The organism is Azoarcus indigens, from assembly GCF_004361735.1.
Lineage (GTDB): Bacteria > Pseudomonadota > Gammaproteobacteria > Burkholderiales > Rhodocyclaceae > Azoarcus > Azoarcus indigens.
Genome location: NZ_SNVV01000032.1, coordinates 30110 through 46850 on the forward strand (window position 1 = coordinate 30110; position 16741 = coordinate 46850).

At 69.9% G+C, this 16741-nt stretch carries 15 protein-coding genes; 11 read left to right on the forward strand and 4 right to left on the reverse strand.

The window, feature by feature from the left end:
- The first annotated feature begins 7 nt into the window (after window positions 1-7).
- The 6 genes from C7389_RS22925 (at window position 8) to C7389_RS22950 (ending at window position 5301) form a co-directional block, all read left to right on the forward strand.
- Window positions 8-949, forward strand: a complete 942-nt coding sequence (locus C7389_RS22925; RefSeq protein WP_211168474.1) for a HEAT repeat domain-containing protein — start codon at window positions 8-10, stop codon at window positions 947-949.
- 11 nt (window positions 950-960) lie between these two features.
- On the forward strand, window positions 961-1305 hold the full coding sequence (gene fdxA, locus C7389_RS22930) for a ferredoxin FdxA (protein WP_133594994.1): 345 nt from the start codon (window positions 961-963) through the stop codon (window positions 1303-1305).
- A 159-nt stretch (window positions 1306-1464) separates the two neighbouring features.
- Window positions 1465-2925: an ABC transporter substrate-binding protein gene (locus C7389_RS22935; RefSeq protein WP_133594995.1), complete on the forward strand. Its 1461-nt coding sequence runs from the start codon at window positions 1465-1467 to the stop codon at window positions 2923-2925.
- A 2-nt stretch (window positions 2926-2927) separates the two neighbouring features.
- On the forward strand, window positions 2928-4055 hold the full coding sequence (locus tag C7389_RS22940; RefSeq protein WP_133594996.1) for an ABC transporter permease: 1128 nt from the start codon (window positions 2928-2930) through the stop codon (window positions 4053-4055).
- Window positions 4052-4948, forward strand: coding sequence for an ABC transporter ATP-binding protein (locus C7389_RS22945; protein ID WP_133594997.1), 897 nt, complete (start codon window positions 4052-4054; stop codon window positions 4946-4948). The genes C7389_RS22940 and C7389_RS22945 overlap by 4 nt, the downstream gene beginning before the upstream one ends.
- Complete coding sequence (locus C7389_RS22950; protein WP_133594998.1) at window positions 4945-5301, forward strand: DUF971 domain-containing protein; 357 nt, start codon at window positions 4945-4947, stop codon at window positions 5299-5301. The genes C7389_RS22945 and C7389_RS22950 overlap by 4 nt, the downstream gene beginning before the upstream one ends.
- 14 nt (window positions 5302-5315) lie before the next feature.
- Here C7389_RS22950 and C7389_RS22955 read toward each other — a convergent pair whose 3' ends face one another.
- The 3 genes from C7389_RS22955 to C7389_RS22965 all read right to left on the reverse strand — a co-directional run bounded on the left by C7389_RS22955 (window position 5316) and on the right by C7389_RS22965 (window position 7833).
- Window positions 5316-5561 carry a hypothetical protein gene (locus tag C7389_RS22955; RefSeq protein ID WP_133594999.1) on the reverse strand — a complete coding sequence of 82 codons (246 nt, stop codon included), beginning with the start codon at window positions 5559-5561 and terminating at the stop codon, window positions 5316-5318.
- Between the two features lie 22 nt (window positions 5562-5583).
- Window positions 5584-6306: an alpha/beta fold hydrolase gene (locus C7389_RS22960; RefSeq protein WP_133595000.1), complete on the reverse strand. Its 723-nt coding sequence runs from the start codon at window positions 6304-6306 to the stop codon at window positions 5584-5586.
- Between the two features lie 264 nt (window positions 6307-6570).
- A complete protein-coding gene (locus tag C7389_RS22965; RefSeq protein ID WP_133595001.1) occupies window positions 6571-7833 on the reverse strand; it encodes an Hsp70 family protein in 1263 nt (420 codons plus the stop codon).
- A gap of 551 nt (window positions 7834-8384) precedes the next feature.
- Here C7389_RS22965 and lldP point away from each other — a divergent pair.
- From lldP to lldD, 3 genes are all read left to right on the forward strand, one after another.
- Window positions 8385-10046: an L-lactate permease gene (gene lldP, locus C7389_RS22970; RefSeq protein ID WP_133595002.1), complete on the forward strand. Its 1662-nt coding sequence runs from the start codon at window positions 8385-8387 to the stop codon at window positions 10044-10046.
- Between the two features lie 83 nt (window positions 10047-10129).
- The gene (lldR, locus tag C7389_RS22975; RefSeq protein ID WP_133595003.1) at window positions 10130-10912 is read left to right on the forward strand and encodes a transcriptional regulator LldR; all 783 of its coding nucleotides are present in this window, start codon (window positions 10130-10132) and stop codon (window positions 10910-10912) included.
- Entirely contained in the window at window positions 10909-12069 is a 1161-nt protein-coding gene (lldD, locus tag C7389_RS22980; RefSeq protein ID WP_133595004.1) for an FMN-dependent L-lactate dehydrogenase LldD, read from the forward strand. The genes lldR and lldD overlap by 4 nt, the downstream gene beginning before the upstream one ends.
- A gap of 332 nt (window positions 12070-12401) precedes the next feature.
- Here the strand turns inward: lldD and C7389_RS22985 are convergent, their stop codons facing one another.
- Window positions 12402-13370 carry a LysR family transcriptional regulator gene (locus C7389_RS22985; RefSeq protein ID WP_133595005.1) on the reverse strand — a complete coding sequence of 323 codons (969 nt, stop codon included), beginning with the start codon at window positions 13368-13370 and terminating at the stop codon, window positions 12402-12404.
- A gap of 169 nt (window positions 13371-13539) precedes the next feature.
- Here C7389_RS22985 and C7389_RS22990 point away from each other — a divergent pair, with 169 nt between their 5' ends.
- Both C7389_RS22990 and C7389_RS22995 read left to right on the forward strand, forming a co-directional pair.
- The gene (locus tag C7389_RS22990; protein ID WP_133595006.1) at window positions 13540-13998 is read left to right on the forward strand and encodes a (2Fe-2S)-binding protein; all 459 of its coding nucleotides are present in this window, start codon (window positions 13540-13542) and stop codon (window positions 13996-13998) included.
- Window positions 13999-14011: 13 nt separating this feature from the next.
- A complete protein-coding gene (locus tag C7389_RS22995) occupies window positions 14012-16222 on the forward strand; it encodes a xanthine dehydrogenase family protein molybdopterin-binding subunit (RefSeq protein ID WP_133595007.1) in 2211 nt (736 codons plus the stop codon).
- The last annotated feature ends 519 nt before the right edge of the window (window positions 16223-16741 follow it).

A 16741-nucleotide genomic window follows, 5' to 3' on the forward strand; every position in this document is an offset into this window, starting at 1 on the left:
GGCCGCCATGCAGATGCTCTCCCTTGCCGAACGCCTGGAAAGCGCCGACGCCGAAGTGCGCCGCCTGGCCGTCATCGATCTGCCCTACGGCGACGAGGACGACATCGTGCCGCTGCTGCTGCCGCGCCTGCTCGACAGCGACGCCGCGGTACGGACCGAAGCGGTGCGCGCCCTCGAAGGCTACGAGGACACCCCGGTGGTGGCCGCGCTGGCCACCATGCTGCTGGACGGCGACGCCGGCGTGCGCGAAGCCGCCGGCCAGGTGCTGGCCGAACTCAAGCAGCCCGCCTCCGCCGCGCCGCTGCTGCCGCTGCTGGAAGGGCAGGCCGCCGAAGTGCGCATGCTGGCCTTCCGCGCGGTGCGTGCGCTGCGGGTGGAGGCCGCCTTCGCCCCCGCCATGGCGGCGCTGCGCGACGCCGACCCCGGCGTGCGCCGCGAGGCCGTCGGCGTGCTCGGCTACCTGAAGAAAACCGAGGCCATCGGCGAGCTGGCCGAAGTCGCCGCCCACGACCCGGACGCCGAAGTGCGCCGCATCGCCATCGGCGCGCTGGGCTACGCCAGCGGTGTCAGCGTGCTGCCGGCCCTCACCCGCGCGCTGGGCGATACCGCCTGGATGGTGCGCGAGGAAGCGGCGCAGACGGTGGGCAAGCTGCGCCTGGGCCCGGCCATTCCCGACCTGGTGAAGGCCATGGCCGACGACTACTGGCAGGTGCGGGTGAAGGCGGCGCGCAGCCTCGGCCTGCTCAAGGCCGCCGCCGGCCTGCCGGCACTGGTGGAGGCGCTGTCCCACCCGATGGGCAACCTGCGCAAGGAAGCCGCCATCGCCCTCGGCGAGGTTGGCGACGCCCGCGCCATCCCGGCGCTGGAAAAGGCCCTGCAGGACCCCGACCCGGACGTGCGCAAGCTCGCCCGCCTCGCCCTCACCGCCATCGGCCTCGCCCAGGCCTGAAGGAGCCCGCCATGACCTACGTCGTCACCGAAGCCTGCGTGCGCTGCAAATACACCGACTGCGTCGCCGTCTGCCCGGTGGAGTGCTTCCACGAGGGGCCCAACTTCCTCGTCATCAACCCGGAAGGCTGCATCGACTGCGGCGTCTGCGTGCCGGAATGCCCGGTGGGCGCCATCTACGCCGAAGACGAGCTGCCCGCCGGGCAGGAAGCCTTCATCGCCCTCAACGCCGAGCTGGCCGCGGTCTGGCCGCCCATCGCCGAGGCCCGCGAACCGCTGGCGGACGCCGAGCGGTGGGCGGAGGTGGCGGACAAGCGCGCCTTCCTCGACACCGCCGGCGCCGCACCTCCGGCCTGAGACCCTTCAGAACCCGCCCTTCAACCCGCCGGCCCCCCGCCGGACCAGCCGCCCCGGAGGAACATCCGCCACATCCGCTGCGCCCCGCGAAAGCGGGAAAACAGAGAGAGATACGCAGGAACTCGAACGCACCGCCAACCCCACTGGAAGGACGCCCCAATGAACGCACGTTCCAGAAGCACGCATCGAGATCGGCATCACAACAATCACAACATTGCCCGCCACACCCTGGCCACGCTGGCGCTCGCCGCCTGCTGTGCGCTACCGCTGGGCGCCGCCGCCGAAGTCGTCACCGTCGGCATCGGCACCCAGAACACCACCACCAACACGGTGACCGGCGGCATCGTCATCAAGGAACTGGGCCTGCTCGAAAAGAACTTGCCGAAGACCGGCAAGTACAAGGACATCACCTTCAAGGTCGAGTGGCAGAACTTCACCTCCGGCCCGCCGGTCACCAACGGCATGGTCGCCAACACCCTGCAGATCGGCATGATGGGCGACTACCCGCTGCTGGTGAACGGCGCCACTTTCCAGGCCATGCCGGAAACCAAGAGCCGGCTCATCGCGCTGATCGCCTACAACGCTGAGGGCGCCGGCAACGGCCTGGTGGTGCACAAGGATTCGCCCTACTACGAGCTGGCCGACCTCAAGGGCAAGAAGGTCTCCGTGCCCTTCGGTTCCGCCGCCCACGGCATGCTGCTGAAGGCGATGGAAGACCGCGGCTGGAAGAGCGATTACTTCGAGCTCTCCAGCCAGAGCCCGGAGGTGGGCACCTCCAGCCTGCAGGAGATGCGCATAGACGGCCATGCCGACTTCGTGCCCTTCGCCGAGCTGCTGCCCTACCGCGGCTTCGCCCGCAAGATCTTCGACGGCGTCGAAACCAAGGTGCCCACCTTCCACGGCGTGGTGGTGCGGGAAGACTTCGCCAAGAAGTACCCGGAGTTCGTCGTCGCCTACCTGAAGGCGCTGATGGAGGCCAATGACTGGGTGCGCAAGAACCCGGTGGAAGCGGCGGCCAAGATCGAGCAATGGACCCGCGTCGAGAAGGAAGTGGCCTACATGTTCCTCGGCCCCAGCGGTGTTCATACGCTGGACCCGACGATCAAGCCCAAGTGGATAGAGACGGTGAAATACGACCACGGCGTGCTGCAGCGCATGGGCCGGGTGAAGGACTTCGACGCCGACGCCTGGGCGGACGAGAGCTACATCCGCACTGCCTACAAGGAGCTGGGGCTGGACTACGACAAGCAGAAGGCCAGCCTCGCCAACTACGAGATCAGCGGCACCGACCCGCTGTGCGGCGGCGCCATCACCAACCCGCGCGAGGCCGGCGAGGTGTGGCTGGACGGCGGCGGCATCACCGCCTACAAGTCCGCCGCCTGCACCCTGGCGGCGGCCGGCAAGGCGGTGGCCGAGGGCAAGAAGATAGGCGTGGCCTTCGTCTTCGACCACAGCAGCAAGATCAAGCTGTTCGCCGACAAGGCCTACTACGCGCTGGGCGGCAAGAGCGGCAAGGAGATCGTGCCCTTCCTGCTGAAGAAGGATGCCGAGGCCTATGTCGCGGCCAACGGCGGCAAGGTCGGCGGCTACGGCGATGCCGTGGCGCTGGCGGGGAGGTGAGCATGGCGGGCGCGATTTCCCTGCGGGTATTGCGCGGCGAGGGCCGCGCGGCCGAGTCCCTGGCCGAGGACAGACGCGATGGCGAGGCGGCGCTGGCTGCAGTCGCCTCGCCGCTGCCGGCGGCGGTCGCGCCGGCCGCCGGGCCGGCGGGCCACGGATCGGCCACTGCCGCCCAGGCGCAGCCGGCAGACGCGGCGGTGGCTTCCACGGCGGCCTTCGCCGCGGCGGGCACCGCCGCTGCCGAGCTGCTCTCCACCACGCTGCAGGCGGCGCCGGCACGGGCCGCCGGTGGCCACGCGGCCGCCGCCGTGCCGCCCGCCCCGGGCCGGCTGGCGGGCGCGCTGCGCCGCCAGCTGCCCGGCCTGCTGCTGGGCCTGGTCTCCATCGGCCTGCTGATCGGCTTCTGGTACCTCGCCACCGCCTATCGCTGGAATTTCTACATCCGCTTCACCAACGTGCCGACGCCGGGCGAGGTCTTCTCCGGGCTGCTGGCGCTGGCGGGCGACGGCAAGTTCCTCACCAACATCGGCATCAGCCTGCAGCGCATCCTGCTCGGCTTCGCCTTCGCCACCGTGCTGGGCGTGGTCTTCGGCCTGCTGTGCGGGCGCTACCTGATGCTGCGCCGGCTGCTGTTCCCGGCGCTGGAGGTGCTGCGGCCGATACCCGCCATCGCCTGGGTGCCCATCTCCATCATGCTGTGGCCCAGCACCGAGTCCAGCATCGTCTTCATCACCTTCCTCGGCGCCTTCTTCCCCATCCTGCTCAACACCCTGCACGGCGTCGCCGCGGTGGATGCGGTGCTGCTGCGGGCGGCGCGCTGCCTGGGCGCCGGCGAGGCCTCGCTGCTCGCCCGGGTGATCCTGCCGGCGGCGCTGCCGCACATCTTCACCGGGCTGGCGGTGGGCATGGGCGTGGCCTGGGTGTCGCTGATCGCGGCGGAGATGATCTCCGGCCAGTTCGGCGTCGGCTACTTCACCTGGGAGGCCTATTCGCTGATCGAGTATCCGCACATCGTCATCGGCATGCTGGTGATCGGCGTGCTCGGCCTCGCCTGCAGCGGTGCCATCCGCCTGCTGTCGCGCATCGCCATGCCCTGGCAGAGCCTGGGCGGCAAGGAGGGCGCGCCATGAGCACGCTGGCAGCCAGCCTTCCCCCCGGCGTGGCGGATACCGCGCCCGGCCGCGGCCATATCGAGATCGACGACGTCACCGTGCGCTTCACTCAGAACGGCGCCGCGCTGGACGCGGTGCGCGGCATTTCCATCGACGTGAAGCCGGGCGAGTTCGTGTCGGTGGTCGGCCCCTCCGGCTGCGGCAAATCCACCCTGCTCAACATCGTCGCCGGCTTCCTCAAGCCCAGCGCCGGCCGCGCCACGGTGGACGGCGCGCCGATACGCGGCCCCGGCGCCGACCGCGGCGTGGTGTTCCAGCAGTACTCGCTGTTCCCCTGGCTGAAGGTGCGGGAGAACGTGGAGTTCGGCCTGCGCATGCAGGGCATGGCGCCGGCCGCGCGCTGCGCCCGGGCGCGCACCCTGCTCGGCCTCGCCGGCCTGCTCGCCTTCGAGAACCACTACCCGGAGCAGCTCTCCGGCGGCATGAAGCAGCGGGTGGGCATCGTGCGCGCGCTCGCCACCGGCCCGCAGGTGCTGCTGATGGACGAACCCTTCGGCGCGCTGGACGCGCAGACGCGGGTGGTGATGCAGGAAATCCTCACCAATATGTGGCAGCAGCTGAAGCTGTCGGTGCTGTTCATTACCCACGACATCGAGGAGTCCATCTTCCTGTCCGACAAGGTCTATGTGATGACCGCCCGCCCCGGCCGGGTGAAGGCGGAGATCCCGATCCCGCTGCCGCGTCCGCGCACGGCGGAGATGAGCAACTCGCCGGAGTTCATCGCCATCCTGCAGCGGCTGCGCGCCTTGATCCGCGAGGAAAGCCTGGCGGCCATGGGCGGCGAACTGCGCGACGGCGGCCTGGGCGGCGACTGGCACCTGGGCAAGGGTGGCGTGGGAGAGGCTTTATGAGCGCTGTGCCCACATTTGCGCTGGCTGCCTCAGCCGACCCGCGCGCGGCGCTGCCCCGGGCCGTCACCGACCGGCGTCTGTCCGGCGAACTGGTGATCGAGTGGGAAGACGGCGCGCGCAGCCTGCTGCCCCACGGTCTGCTGCGCCAGCATTGCCGCTGCGCGGCCTGCGAGCAGGCGCGCCGCAGCGGCCTGCCGCCGCCTGCGCCGGCTGCGTTGAGCGAGATCCGGGCGCTGGCGATACAGGGGCTGAACCTGGTCTTCGCCGATGGGCACGAGCGGGGGATCTACCCCTGGGCTTATCTGCGAGCGCTGGGGGATGAGATGGCGGCCGGCGCTGGCGCGGGAGGCTAGCCGGGCCTTGCCGTTCAGCCCAGGCTCAGCCCCAGCGCGCGGCCGAGTGCGCTGATGCCCGCATACAGCCCGAGCAAGGCCAGCAAACCGAACACCATGCTCATCACCCGTTGCTCCGGTGGCGTGCGCCAGCGCTGGCCCGTCTCTTCCGCTTCCCGCCGCCAGGCGCGGCTGCGGCGCAGGTGGCGCAGCAGGCTGAGCAGCATGTAGGCGGCGAAGCCGAAGCCCAGGGCGGCCATGGTGAGGGTGAAGTCAGGCATGGTCGGGGGGATTGTGCGGGCCTTAGCCGGGGAGGCTGTCCAGCCAGCGGGTCAGCGCCTGCAGCAGGGCGGCGGGCTGTTCCAGCGGGATCATGTGGCCGCTGTCGGCGATGACCTCCAGCCGGGCGCCGGGAATGGCCGCCTGCAGTTCGCGGGCTTCGTCCAGGCTGCGCAGGCGGTCCTGGTCGGCGGCGACCACCAGCGTGGGGCAGCGGAAGGCGGCCAGGGCGGGCAGATCGCTGTCGCGCACCAGGTGGGACTGGCGGAAGAAGACTTCGCCGCCGAGGCGCGCGCCCATCTGGCGGATGGCGTCTATCAGCCCGGCGTCGTTCTCCCGCGCCACATGCACCGAGGCGCGGATGGAGGAGGGGCTGAGGCCGCGGAACACGCCGGCCTGGGCCGTCTTCACCGCCGCCGTCTTGCGCTGGGCCTGCAGCGGCGAGTCCGCGCGGCCGGAGGTGGCGATCAGCACCAGCGCGGCGATGCGCTCCGGGGCCTGGCGCACGATCTCGCGCGCCACGTAGCCGCCCATGGAGAAGCCGACCAGCACGCAGCGCTCCGGCAGGCTGGCGATGACGTGCCGGGCCATGGCGGCGATGCTGTCGCCCTCGCGCAGGCTGCCGTGAATGACTGGCGCGCGGGCGGCGAGCGCCGGCTCGATCTCGCGCCACAGGGTTTCGTCGGCCATGAAGCCGGGCAGCAGCACGAAGGGGGCTTGCGCGGCGGGGAGCGGGGTTGAGCTCATGTCGGAGGCTTTGCTGTTTGTTCTGGTTCAGGGGCCAGGGCTGGCGATGCCGGTGTCCGGCTGGCCGGCTCTCCCGGGCTGCTCGATGAAGCCCGGCCCGGCAGCGTCGAGACTATCCCTTTGCCCGCGGGCTGGCGACCGCGCTTTCCGGCTCAGGCTGATCTGCGTTTGCCAAGGCAGCGCCGCTGTCCGGTTGGTGTTCCGGAAGCGTAAGCGGCAAGGTGCGCACGGCTTCGTCGCCGATGGCAGTGCCAGCCCGCCGATTCAACCGTAACGCCGCGCCGCTTCCACCGCCAGGCCGGCGCCTATGCTGCCGTAGAGGTCGCCTTCCACGCTGCGTGCCTGCGGCAGTTCGGCGGCGATGCGGGCGCGCAGCTGGGCGACGCCGCTGGCGCCGCCGGTGAAGTAGAGGGTGTCCACCCGGTCGCGGGCGACGCCGGCCTGGGCCAGTAGGCCGGCCACCGTTTCGGCCACCCGGTCCACCAGCGAGGTGGTGGCGGCGGTGAAGGCGGCGCTGTCGATGGCGTGGGTGAAGCCGGCCTGCAGGCGGCCCAGCTCCAGCGTGGCGCTGGGCGCGGCGGAGAGGTCGATCTTGGCCTGTTCCACCTGCAGCGCCAGCCAGTGGCCTTCGCGGTTGTTGATCAAGCGGGAGAGGCGGTCCAGCTCTTCGCGCGCCTCGGCATCGCGGTAGATGTTCTGCAGGTCTGCCCAGGTCTGGCGGGTGTAGGCGCTGTTGATGGTGTGCCAGGTGGCGAGCTGGAAGTAGATGCTGGAGGGGATGGCGGCGCCGTTCTTCATGCGGCCGCGGTAGCCCAGCAGCGGCATCACGCAGTCCAGGCTGAGGGCGCGGTCGAAGTCGGTGCCGCCGATGTGCACGCCGGCGTTGCCCAGCAGGTCGTCGCCGCGGTCGGCGCGGCGGGCGCGCTCCGGCGATAGGCGCACCAGCGAGAAGTCGGCGGTGCCGCCGCCGATGTCGGCGATCAGCACCAACTCTTCGCGCGTCAGCGAGGCTTCGTAGTGCAGCGCAGCGCCTATGGGCTCGAACTGGAAGCTGACTTCGCGGAAGCCGACGCGGCGGGCGATGTCTTCCAACGTGTCCTGCGCCTTGCGGTCGGCGGCGGCGTCCTCGTCCACGAAGTGCACCGGGCGGCCGAACACCGCCTGGTCGAAGCCGCGGCCGGCGGCGGTTTCAGCGCGGCGCTTGAGTTCGCCGATGAAGCTGGCGAGCAGTTCGCGGAAGGAGAGGGCGCGGCCCAGCACCTCGGTGTGGCCGTCGATGAGACTGCTGCCGAGCAGGCTCTTCAGTGCCCGCATCAGCCGGCCTTCGTAGCCTTCCAGGTACTCGGCCAGGGCGTCGCGGCCGTAGTGGGTGCTGTCCTCGTCGGCGTTGAAGAACACCGCCGAGGGCAGGGTGGGCTTGCCGTCTTCCAGCGGCAGCAGCGTGGGCAGGCCGGGGCGTAGCCAGCCGGCGGTGGAATTGGAGGTGCCGAAGTCGATGCCGCAGGCGCGGGCGGGTGCGGAAGTCATGCGAAGGCCCGGGGCGTAAAGGGCAGGGATGCTACCGCCGCCTCCGGCCGCCCGCCAGCCCCGGCACCCCTCGGATATACGCGGCGGCTGCCCTTTTCGGGCGCTGGCGGCCGGGGCGGAGGCCGCCTGACGGGCAAGGGGGAGGGCGGCGTTCCGGGAAGTGGGCAAGCCTGCAGCTCACGCCGGCGGGGGCGCCGGGGCCCGGCTTGTTACATCTTTCCTCTGTATTAGGTCTTATATATGTCAAGCGAGTTGTATGGATTGCAACACAGCACCGGGAAGCCAGCAGACAGGCGGATTGGTGCACCGCAAATAAGGTTGTTTGGTGGCATTTCTGATAATTCCAAGACAATATTGGTCTGACCAATAAAAAGAAAATTTAGCACCTATCTGCCTGCACCAATTGACGTTTCCATGAAAACCCCGTTTTAATCCGCACCGTTTGGTTATACCGATTCGGTAAGTGGTAATACCAATCAAACAATAAATCAGGTGGACGACGTCCACACCCGGCGGCGTACCCGCCGAGGATGAACGGGAGTGAGAAAACAATGCAGGCCTGGGAACAACTATATGACCCGGCTGGCAACCTCTGGTTGTCCAGCCTGATCGCGCTGCTGCCGATCGCCTTCTTCTTCGTCGCCCTCGCGGTGCTGCGGATGAAGGGCTGGATGGCCGGCACCATCACCGTGATCATCGCGCTGCTGGTGGCGCTGTTCTTCTACCGGATGCCGCTGGAGCGGGCGCTGGCTTCCGGTGTGTACGGCTTCTTCTACGGGCTGTGGCCGATCGCCTGGATCATCATCGGCGCGGTCTTCCTCTACAAGGTGTCGGTGAAGACCGGCCAGTTCGACATCATCCGCGCCTCCATCCTGTCGGTGACCGAAGACCAGCGCCTGCAGATGCTGATGGTGGGCTTCTCCTTCGGTGCCTTCCTGGAAGGCGCGGCGGGCTTCGGCGCGCCGGTGGCCATCACCGCCGCGCTGCTGGTCGGTCTGGGCTTCAAGCCGCTGTACGCCGCCGGCCTGTGCCTGATCGTGAATACCGCGCCGGTGGCCTTCGGCGCCATGGGCATCCCCATCATCGTCGCCGGCCAGGTGACCGGGCTGGATGCCTTCCATATCGGCCAGATGGCGGGCCGCCAGCTGCCCTTCCTGACCATCATCGTGCTGTTCTGGATCATGGCCATCATGGATGGCTGGCGCGGCGTGAAGGAAACCTGGCCGGCGGTGATCGTGGCCGGCGGCTCCTTCGCCATCGTCCAGTACCTCACCTCCAACTTCATCGGCCCCGAACTGCCGGACATCACCTCCTCGCTGGCCTCGCTGGTGTGCCTGACGCTGTTCCTGAAGCGCTGGCAGCCGAAGCGCATCTTCCGTTTCGAGGATGCCGACGCCCACCTGGATGCCAAGGTGCAGCAGGAAGCCCACAGCCATTACAGCGCCGGCCGGATCATCAAGGCCTGGTCGCCCTTCCTGATCCTGACCGCCATGGTCACCATCTGGAGCGTGAAGCCGTTCAAGGCCCTGTTCGCCAAGGGCGGCGTGCTGGAGAGCTGGATCATCAAGTTCCCGGTGCCCTCGCTGGACGCGCTGGTGCAGAAGATGCCGCCCATCGTCGCCAAGCCGACGCTGTACGAGGCGGTGTACAAGTTCGACTGGTTCTCCGCCACCGGCACCGCCATCCTGTTCGCCGCGCTGATCTCCATCGTGCTGCTGCGCATGCGTCCGGCGGAAGCGGTGAAGACCTTCGGCGAAACGGTGTACGGGCTGCGCATGCCCATCTACTCCATCGGCATGGTGCTGGCCTTCGCCTTCATCGCCAACTACTCCGGCCTCTCCGCCACGCTGGCGCTGGCGCTGGCACACACCGGACACGCCTTCACCTTCTTCTCGCCCTTCCTCGGCTGGCTGGGCGTGTTCCTGACCGGTTCGGATACCTCGGCCAACGCCCTGTTCGCTGCGCTGCAGGCCAACACCGCACACCAGATCGGCGTTTCCGACATCCTGCTGGTGGCGGCCAACACCACCGGCGGCGTCACCGGCAAGATGATCTCGCCGCAGTCCATTGCCATCGCTTGCGCGGCGGTCGGCCTGGCCGGGAAGGAGTCGGACCTGTTCCGCTTCACCGTGCGCCACAGCCTGGTGTTCTGCACCCTGGTGGGCATCATCACCACGCTGCAGGCCTACGTCTTCCCCTGGATGATTCCCTGAGGCCATGGGCCAGCGTTGCGCTTCCATGCTGTTTCGGGCACGAGGAGCAGCCGCTCGCGCGGCGGCTGCCGGAAAATAGCGGGATGAAAACGACCCGCACTTCCGAACGTCTGTCCGACCGGGTTGCCGCAGAACTGCGGCAACTCATCTCCCAGCGTGGCCTACAGGCCGGCGACCGCCTGCCCGCCGAGCGTGCGCTGGCGTTGGAGCTGGGCGTCTCGCGCACCGCGCTGCGCGAGGCCATCGCCCAGCTGAGCGCGCAGGGCCTGCTCGCCGCCCGGGTGGGCGGCGGCACCTTCGTGCAGGAGGCGCGCACGCCCACCCAGCGGGTGGTCGGGCCGCTGGAGCCCTTCCTGCCGCTGTTCCAAGGCGATCCGGAGTACCGCTTCGACGTGCTGGAAACGCGCTACGCGCTGGAAGGCGCCACCGCCTGGCACGCCGCCCTGCGCGCCACCGACGAGGACCGCGCGCGCATCCGCGAGGCCTTCGACACCATGATGGCCGCCCACGGCAAGAACGACCCGGCCGGCGAGGCGGTGGCCGACGCCGCCTTTCACCTCTCCATCGCCGAGGCCTCGCACAACCTGGTGCTGCTGCAGGTGATGCGCGGCCTGTTCGACCTGCTGCAGACCAACATCTCCCAGAGCCGGGAGAAGCTCTACGTGTCGCCGCGCACCTTCAACCCGCTGTCCGCGCAGCACCGGGAAATGATGGACGCCATCCTGGCCGGCGACCCGGAACGCGCCAGCGCCGCGGCGCACGCCCACCTTGTTTTCGTGCACGACTCCCTGCGCACACTGGACGAGGACGAAGCCCGCCGGGCCCGTGCCTCCCGCCTTCCACCTGCCGAACGCGAGCGAACATGATCATTTCCGCTTCCACCGACTACCGCGCCGCCGCCGAAAGCCGGCTGCCGCCCTTCCTGTTCCACTACATCGATGGCGGCGCCTACGCCGAGCACACGCTGCGGCGCAACGTCTCCGACCTGGCGGACATCGCCCTGCGCCAGCGCATCCTGCGCAACATGTCCGAGCTCAGCCTGGAAACCGAGCTGTTCGGCGAGAAGCTGGCGATGCCGGTGGCGCTGGCACCGGTCGGCCTCACCGGCATGTACGCCCGCCGTGGCGAAGTGCAGGCGGCGCGGGCGGCGGCGAAGAAGGGCGTGCCCTTCACCCTGTCCACCGTGTCGGTCTGCCCCATCGAGGAAGTGGTGCCGGCCATCGACCGGCCGATGTGGTTCCAGCTCTACGTGCTGAAGGACCGCGGCTTCATGAAGAACGCCCTGGAGCGGGCCAAGGCCGCCGGCGTCACCACCCTGGTGTTCACGGTGGACATGCCCACCCCCGGCGCCCGCTACCGCGATGCCCACTCCGGCATGAGCGGCCCCAACGCGCCCCTGCGCCGCATGCTGCAGGCGGTGACCCACCCCGCCTGGGCCTGGGACGTCGGCCTGCTGGGCAAGCCGCACGACCTCGGCAACATCTCCGCCTACCGCGGCCACCCCACCGGCCTGGCCGACTACATCGGCTGGCTGGCGGCCAACTTCGATCCCTCCATCTCGTGGAAGGACCTGGAGTGGATACGCGAATTCTGGGAAGGGCCGATGGTGATCAAGGGCATCCTCGACCCGGAAGATGCCCGCGACGCGGTGCGTTTCGGTGCCGACGGCATCGTCGTCTCCAACCACGGCGGCCGCCAGCTCGACGGCGTGCTCTCCAGCGCCCGCGCGATGCCGGCCATCGCCGACGCGGTGAAGGGCGAGCTCAAGATCCTCGCCGACTCCGGCATCCGCAACGGCCTGGACGTGGTGCGCATGATCGCCCTCGGCGCCGACGCGGTGATGCTGGGCCGCGCCTTCGTCTACGCCCTGGCCGCCGCTGGCGAGGCCGGCGTGGAGAACCTGCTGACCCTGTTCGAGAAGGAAATGAAGGTGGCGATGACGCTGACCGGCGCCAAGACGATTGCCGAGATCACGCGGGAGTCGCTGGCCGGGGTGACGCGGGAGTCGGCTGTCTCGGTCTGAGGTGGTTTGCATCGGTGGCGGGGCTGACAGGCCGCGCCAGGTCAGCGGGCCGCAGATGCTGCGGCCCGCTGCGTTTCCGGCGGCGCAGATGAAGCTCTCGTGCCGCAAGCCCCTGCTTTTCTCCCTCTTCCCTCGTGGGGGAAGGCCGGGGAGAGGGGGCGACCCGCCAGGGGCGGCACCGCCAGTCCCCCTAGATTTCCCCCAGACGCCGCTCGGCGCCCCGGCCTAGCGACCTCCATGCCGCAGGGCGCTCCGGCGGGCGAGGCCGCGCTTCGCTTTTTCCGCCTCTGCCCGCGAGGGGGAGCAAGCCGGCGCCTGCTCCGCCCAGCGCTTCAAACGCTCACCGCCTTAGGCTCGTCCGCCCCAGCCTTCCCCCTTTCCCGCCCTTCCTCGTTCGCTACCAGGAAATGGTCGATGAACACCCTCAGCCGCGGCGGCATCTGGGTGCTGCGGGGAAAGTAGAGATAGGCGCGGCTCAGCGAGGGCGCGTAGCTCTCCAGCACCGTCACCAGCCGGCCGCTGCGGATGTCCTCGGCGGCCATCGATTCGATCACCTGCGCCAGCACCAGCCCGCGCCGCGCCAGGTCCAGCTCCGCGTCCAGGTCGTTCACCACGAAGCGGCCGTTCACCTCCAGTTCCACCGGCCGGCCCTCGCGCTGGTAGAACCAGCGCGCCACCCGGCCGCTGGTGATGTAGCGGAAGCGGCTGCAGTCGTGGGCGGCGAGGTCTTCCAGCGTCTGCGGCGGCGGGCGGCGGGCAAAGTAGGCGGGCGCGGCCACGGTCGCCAGCCGCTCCGGCGTGCTGATGGGCACCGCCACCATGTCCGCCTCGATGTTGCCGCCCAGGCGCACGCCGGCGTCGAAGCCCTCGGCGACGATGTCGGTGAGGCCGTCGTCCAGCGCGAACTCCAGGCCCACTGCCGGATAGCGCTCGGCGAAGCTGGCGACGTGTGGCGCGAACAGCCGGACATAGGCCAGCCGCGACAGGGTGATGCGCACCGTGCCGCTGGGCTGGTCGCGCACCTCGTCCAGGGTTTCTATCGCCCCGCCCAGTTCGGCCAGGCCGCGGCGCACGCCGTCCAGCACCCGCGCGCCCTCCTCGGTGAGGCCGACGCGGCGGGTGGTGCGCGCCAGCAGCCGCACGCCCAGGCGCTGCTCCAGCGTGCGCATGGACTGGGACAGCGCGGAGGCCGAGAGGCCCATCTCCGCCGCCGCGCGGCTGAAGCTGGCGTGACGGGCGACGCACTCGAAGGCGGCGAGGGCGGGCAGCAGGGCGGGCTCGATTCTTAAGGCTGGCTTCATGGCTCTTCCATCATTGGCACGTCGATCTTAAAAGACAAAGCGTCTAGGCTGCAGCACGGCATGCAAGAACAAGACGGCGCCCGTTTGCCGCGGGCGCCCCATTCGCCCCATTCGCCCCATTCGCCGCGTTCGCTTTTCCCCCTCTGCCCCCTTCCCAAGGAGACGCCCGATGACCCGTTTCACGCTCAACGGCAAGCAGGTCAGCTCCGAGCTGCCGGACGATACGCCCCTGCTGTGGGCCCTGCGCGACGACCTCAAGCTCACCGGCACCAAGTTCGGCTGCGGCATGGGCCTGTGCGGCGCCTGTACGGTGCATATGAACGGCGCGCCCATCCGTTCCTGCTCCACCCCGCTGTCGGCCGCCGCCGGCGCCCGCATCACCACCATCGAGGGCGTGGGCACGGAACGCGCCGGCAAGGCGGTGCAGGCGGCCTGGCAGAAGCTGGACGTGGTGCAGTGCGGCTACTGCCAGTCCGGCCAGATCATGTCCGCCACCGCGCTGCTGGCCAGCAACCCCAAGCCCTCCGATGCCGACATCGACGCCGCCATGAGCGGCAACATCTGTCGATGCGCGACCTACGTGCGCATCCGCGCCGCCATCCACGAAGCCGCCAAGGCCCTGGCGTAAGGAGCGCACCATCATGAATTCCCGCATCCATAACGTTTCCCGCCGCGACTTCCTCAAGAGCGGCGCCGGCCTCACGCTGGCGCTGGTGCTGCCGGCGGCGCAGGCCGCGCAGCCCGGCGTGGCCGGCCCCGGCATCGCCGGCAGCGGCCCGCAGGCAGCCGGCGGCTTCTCGCCCAACGCCTTCGTCCGCATCGGCGGCGACGGCACCGTCACCGTGCTCTCCAAGCACCTGGAAATGGGGCAGGGCACCTACACCGGCCTCGCCACCCTGGTCGCCGAAGAGCTCGACGCCGACTGGAAGAAGGTGGTGGTCGAAGGCGCGCCGGCGGACGCCGGCCGCTACAACAACCTGTTCTGGGGCCCGGCGCAGGGCACCGGCGGCAGCACCGCCATCGCCAACTCCTTCGAGCAGCTGCGCCAGGCCGGCGCCGCTGCCCGCGCCATGCTGGTGCAGGCCGCCGCCGAGCGCTGGAAGGTGCCGGCGGCCGAGATCCAGGTGGCCAACGGCGTCGTCAGCCACCCCGGGAGCGGGCGCAAGGCCGGCTTCGGCGAACTGGCGGAGGCCGCCGGCCGGCTGCCGGTGCCGGAAAAGGTCGCGCTGAAGGACCCCAAGGACTTCAAGCTCATCGGCCGCAGCGCGCCGCGCAAGGACAGCGTGGCCAAGACCACCGGCCAGGCGCAATTCACCCAGGACGTGATGCTGCCCGGCATGCTGGTGGCGGTGGTGGCCCATCCGCCGCGCTTTGGCAGCACGGTGCGCAGCGTGGATGACAAGGCGGCGCGCGCCGTACCCGGCGTGGCGGACGTGGTGCGCATTCCCAGCGGCGTCGCGGTGCTGGCCGACAGCTACTGGACGGCCAAGAAGGGGCGCGATGCGCTGCAGGTGGAGTGGGACGACTCCCAGGCCTGGCGCGGCAGCAGCGAGCAGCTCTTTGCCGACTACCGCAGGCTCGCCACCACCCCCGGCGCGGTCGCCCGCCGCGATGGCGATGCCCCCGGCGAACTCGGCAAGGCCGCCAAGGTGCTGGAGGCGGAGTACGACTTCCCCTACCTCGCCCATGCCGCCATGGAGCCGCTCAACTGCGTGATGCGGCTCAGCGCCGAGGGCTGCGAGGTGTGGAACGGCGAGCAGTTCCAGACCGTGGACCAGGCCAACCTCGCCCAGCTGTTCGGCCTCAAGCCGGAGCAGGTCACGCTGCACATGCTGTATGCCGGCGGCAGCTTCGGGCGGCGCGCCAACCCGCTGTCCGACTACCTGCTGGAGACCGCCCACATCGTCAAGGCCATCGACGGCCGCGCGCCGGTGAAGCTGGTGTGGTCGCGGGAAGACGACATGCGCGGCGGCTTCTACCGCCCGCTCTACCTGCATCGCCTGCGCGCCGCGCTGGACGGCCAGGGCAAGCCGCTGGCCTGGGAGCAGCGCATCGTCGGCCAGTCCATCATCAAGGGCTCGCCCTTCGAGCCGATGATGATCAAGGACGGCGTGGACGCCACCTCGGTGGAGGGCGCCGCCAACCTGCCCTACGCCATTCCCAACCTGCTGGTGGACCTGCACACCCCCGGCGCCGAGCTGAAGGTGCCGGTGCAGTGGTGGCGCTCGGTCGGCTCCACCCACACCGGCTTCGCCACCGAAGTCTTCATGGACGAGCTGGCGGTGGCGGCCAAGGCCGACCCGGTGGCCTACCGCATGGACCTGCTCGCCGCCCACCCGCGCCACGTCGGCGTGCTCAAGCTGGCGGCGGACAAGGCCGGCTGGGCCAAGCCGCTGCCGGCGGCCAAGGACGGCAAGCGCGGTCGCGGCGTGGCGGTGCATGAATCCTTCAACAGCTACGTCGCCCAGGTGGTGGAGGTGACGGTGGCGGCCGACGGCAGCTTCAAGGTGGATCGGGTGGTGTGCGCGGTCGACTGCGGCATCGCGGTGAATCCGGACGTGATCCGCGCGCAGATGGAAGGTTGCATCGGCTTCGGCCTGGCCGCCGCCCTCACCGGCGCCATCACGCTGAAGGATGGCCAGGTGCAGCAATCCAACTTCCACGACTACCCGGTGCTGCGCATCAACGAGATGCCCAAGGTGGAGGTGCACATCCTGCCCTCGGCGGAGAAGCCCACCGGCGTCGGCGAGCCGGGCGTGCCGCCGCTGGCGCCGGCGCTGGTGAATGCGCTGTATGCGGCGACCGGCAAGCGCATCCGGGCCCTGCCCATCGGGGAGCAGTTGAAGGCTTGAGGAGGAAGGGGCGGGGAGAGTGGGGCGTGCGTCGCGCCACGCGGCGGTTGCCTGCCATCGCAGTGCGTCCCGAAGGCGCGCGCCTCTGCCCTCTCCCCTCGTGGGAGAGGGGAGAGGGGGCGCCCCGCAGGGGCGGCAGTGTCAGTCCCAGCGCCGCTCCCCCCTCTCCCCCAACCCCCGCACCGCGCCCCAGCGCTGTGGATGCCACAGGGCGCTCCGGCGGGCGAAGCTGGGCTTCGCTTTTCCCGCCTGTGCCCCTCATCCCCACCAACGCATCACCGCCATCCCCAGGGAATGCTTCCTGCTAGCGTCCCAAGCAATCGACCGGACCCGACTCCGAGTCCGCCGGCAACAACCGATCCGGCCGCCGCCCCATGAAAGAGGCGACAGGCCGGACAGAAGTACCCCACGGAGAAAACACGACATGGATAGCCTGGACCTGGAAGTGCTGCAGCGCGCCCGGCGCTGGCTGAGCGAAGGCCGGCGGGTGCTGCTGGCCACGGTGGTGCGCACCTGGGG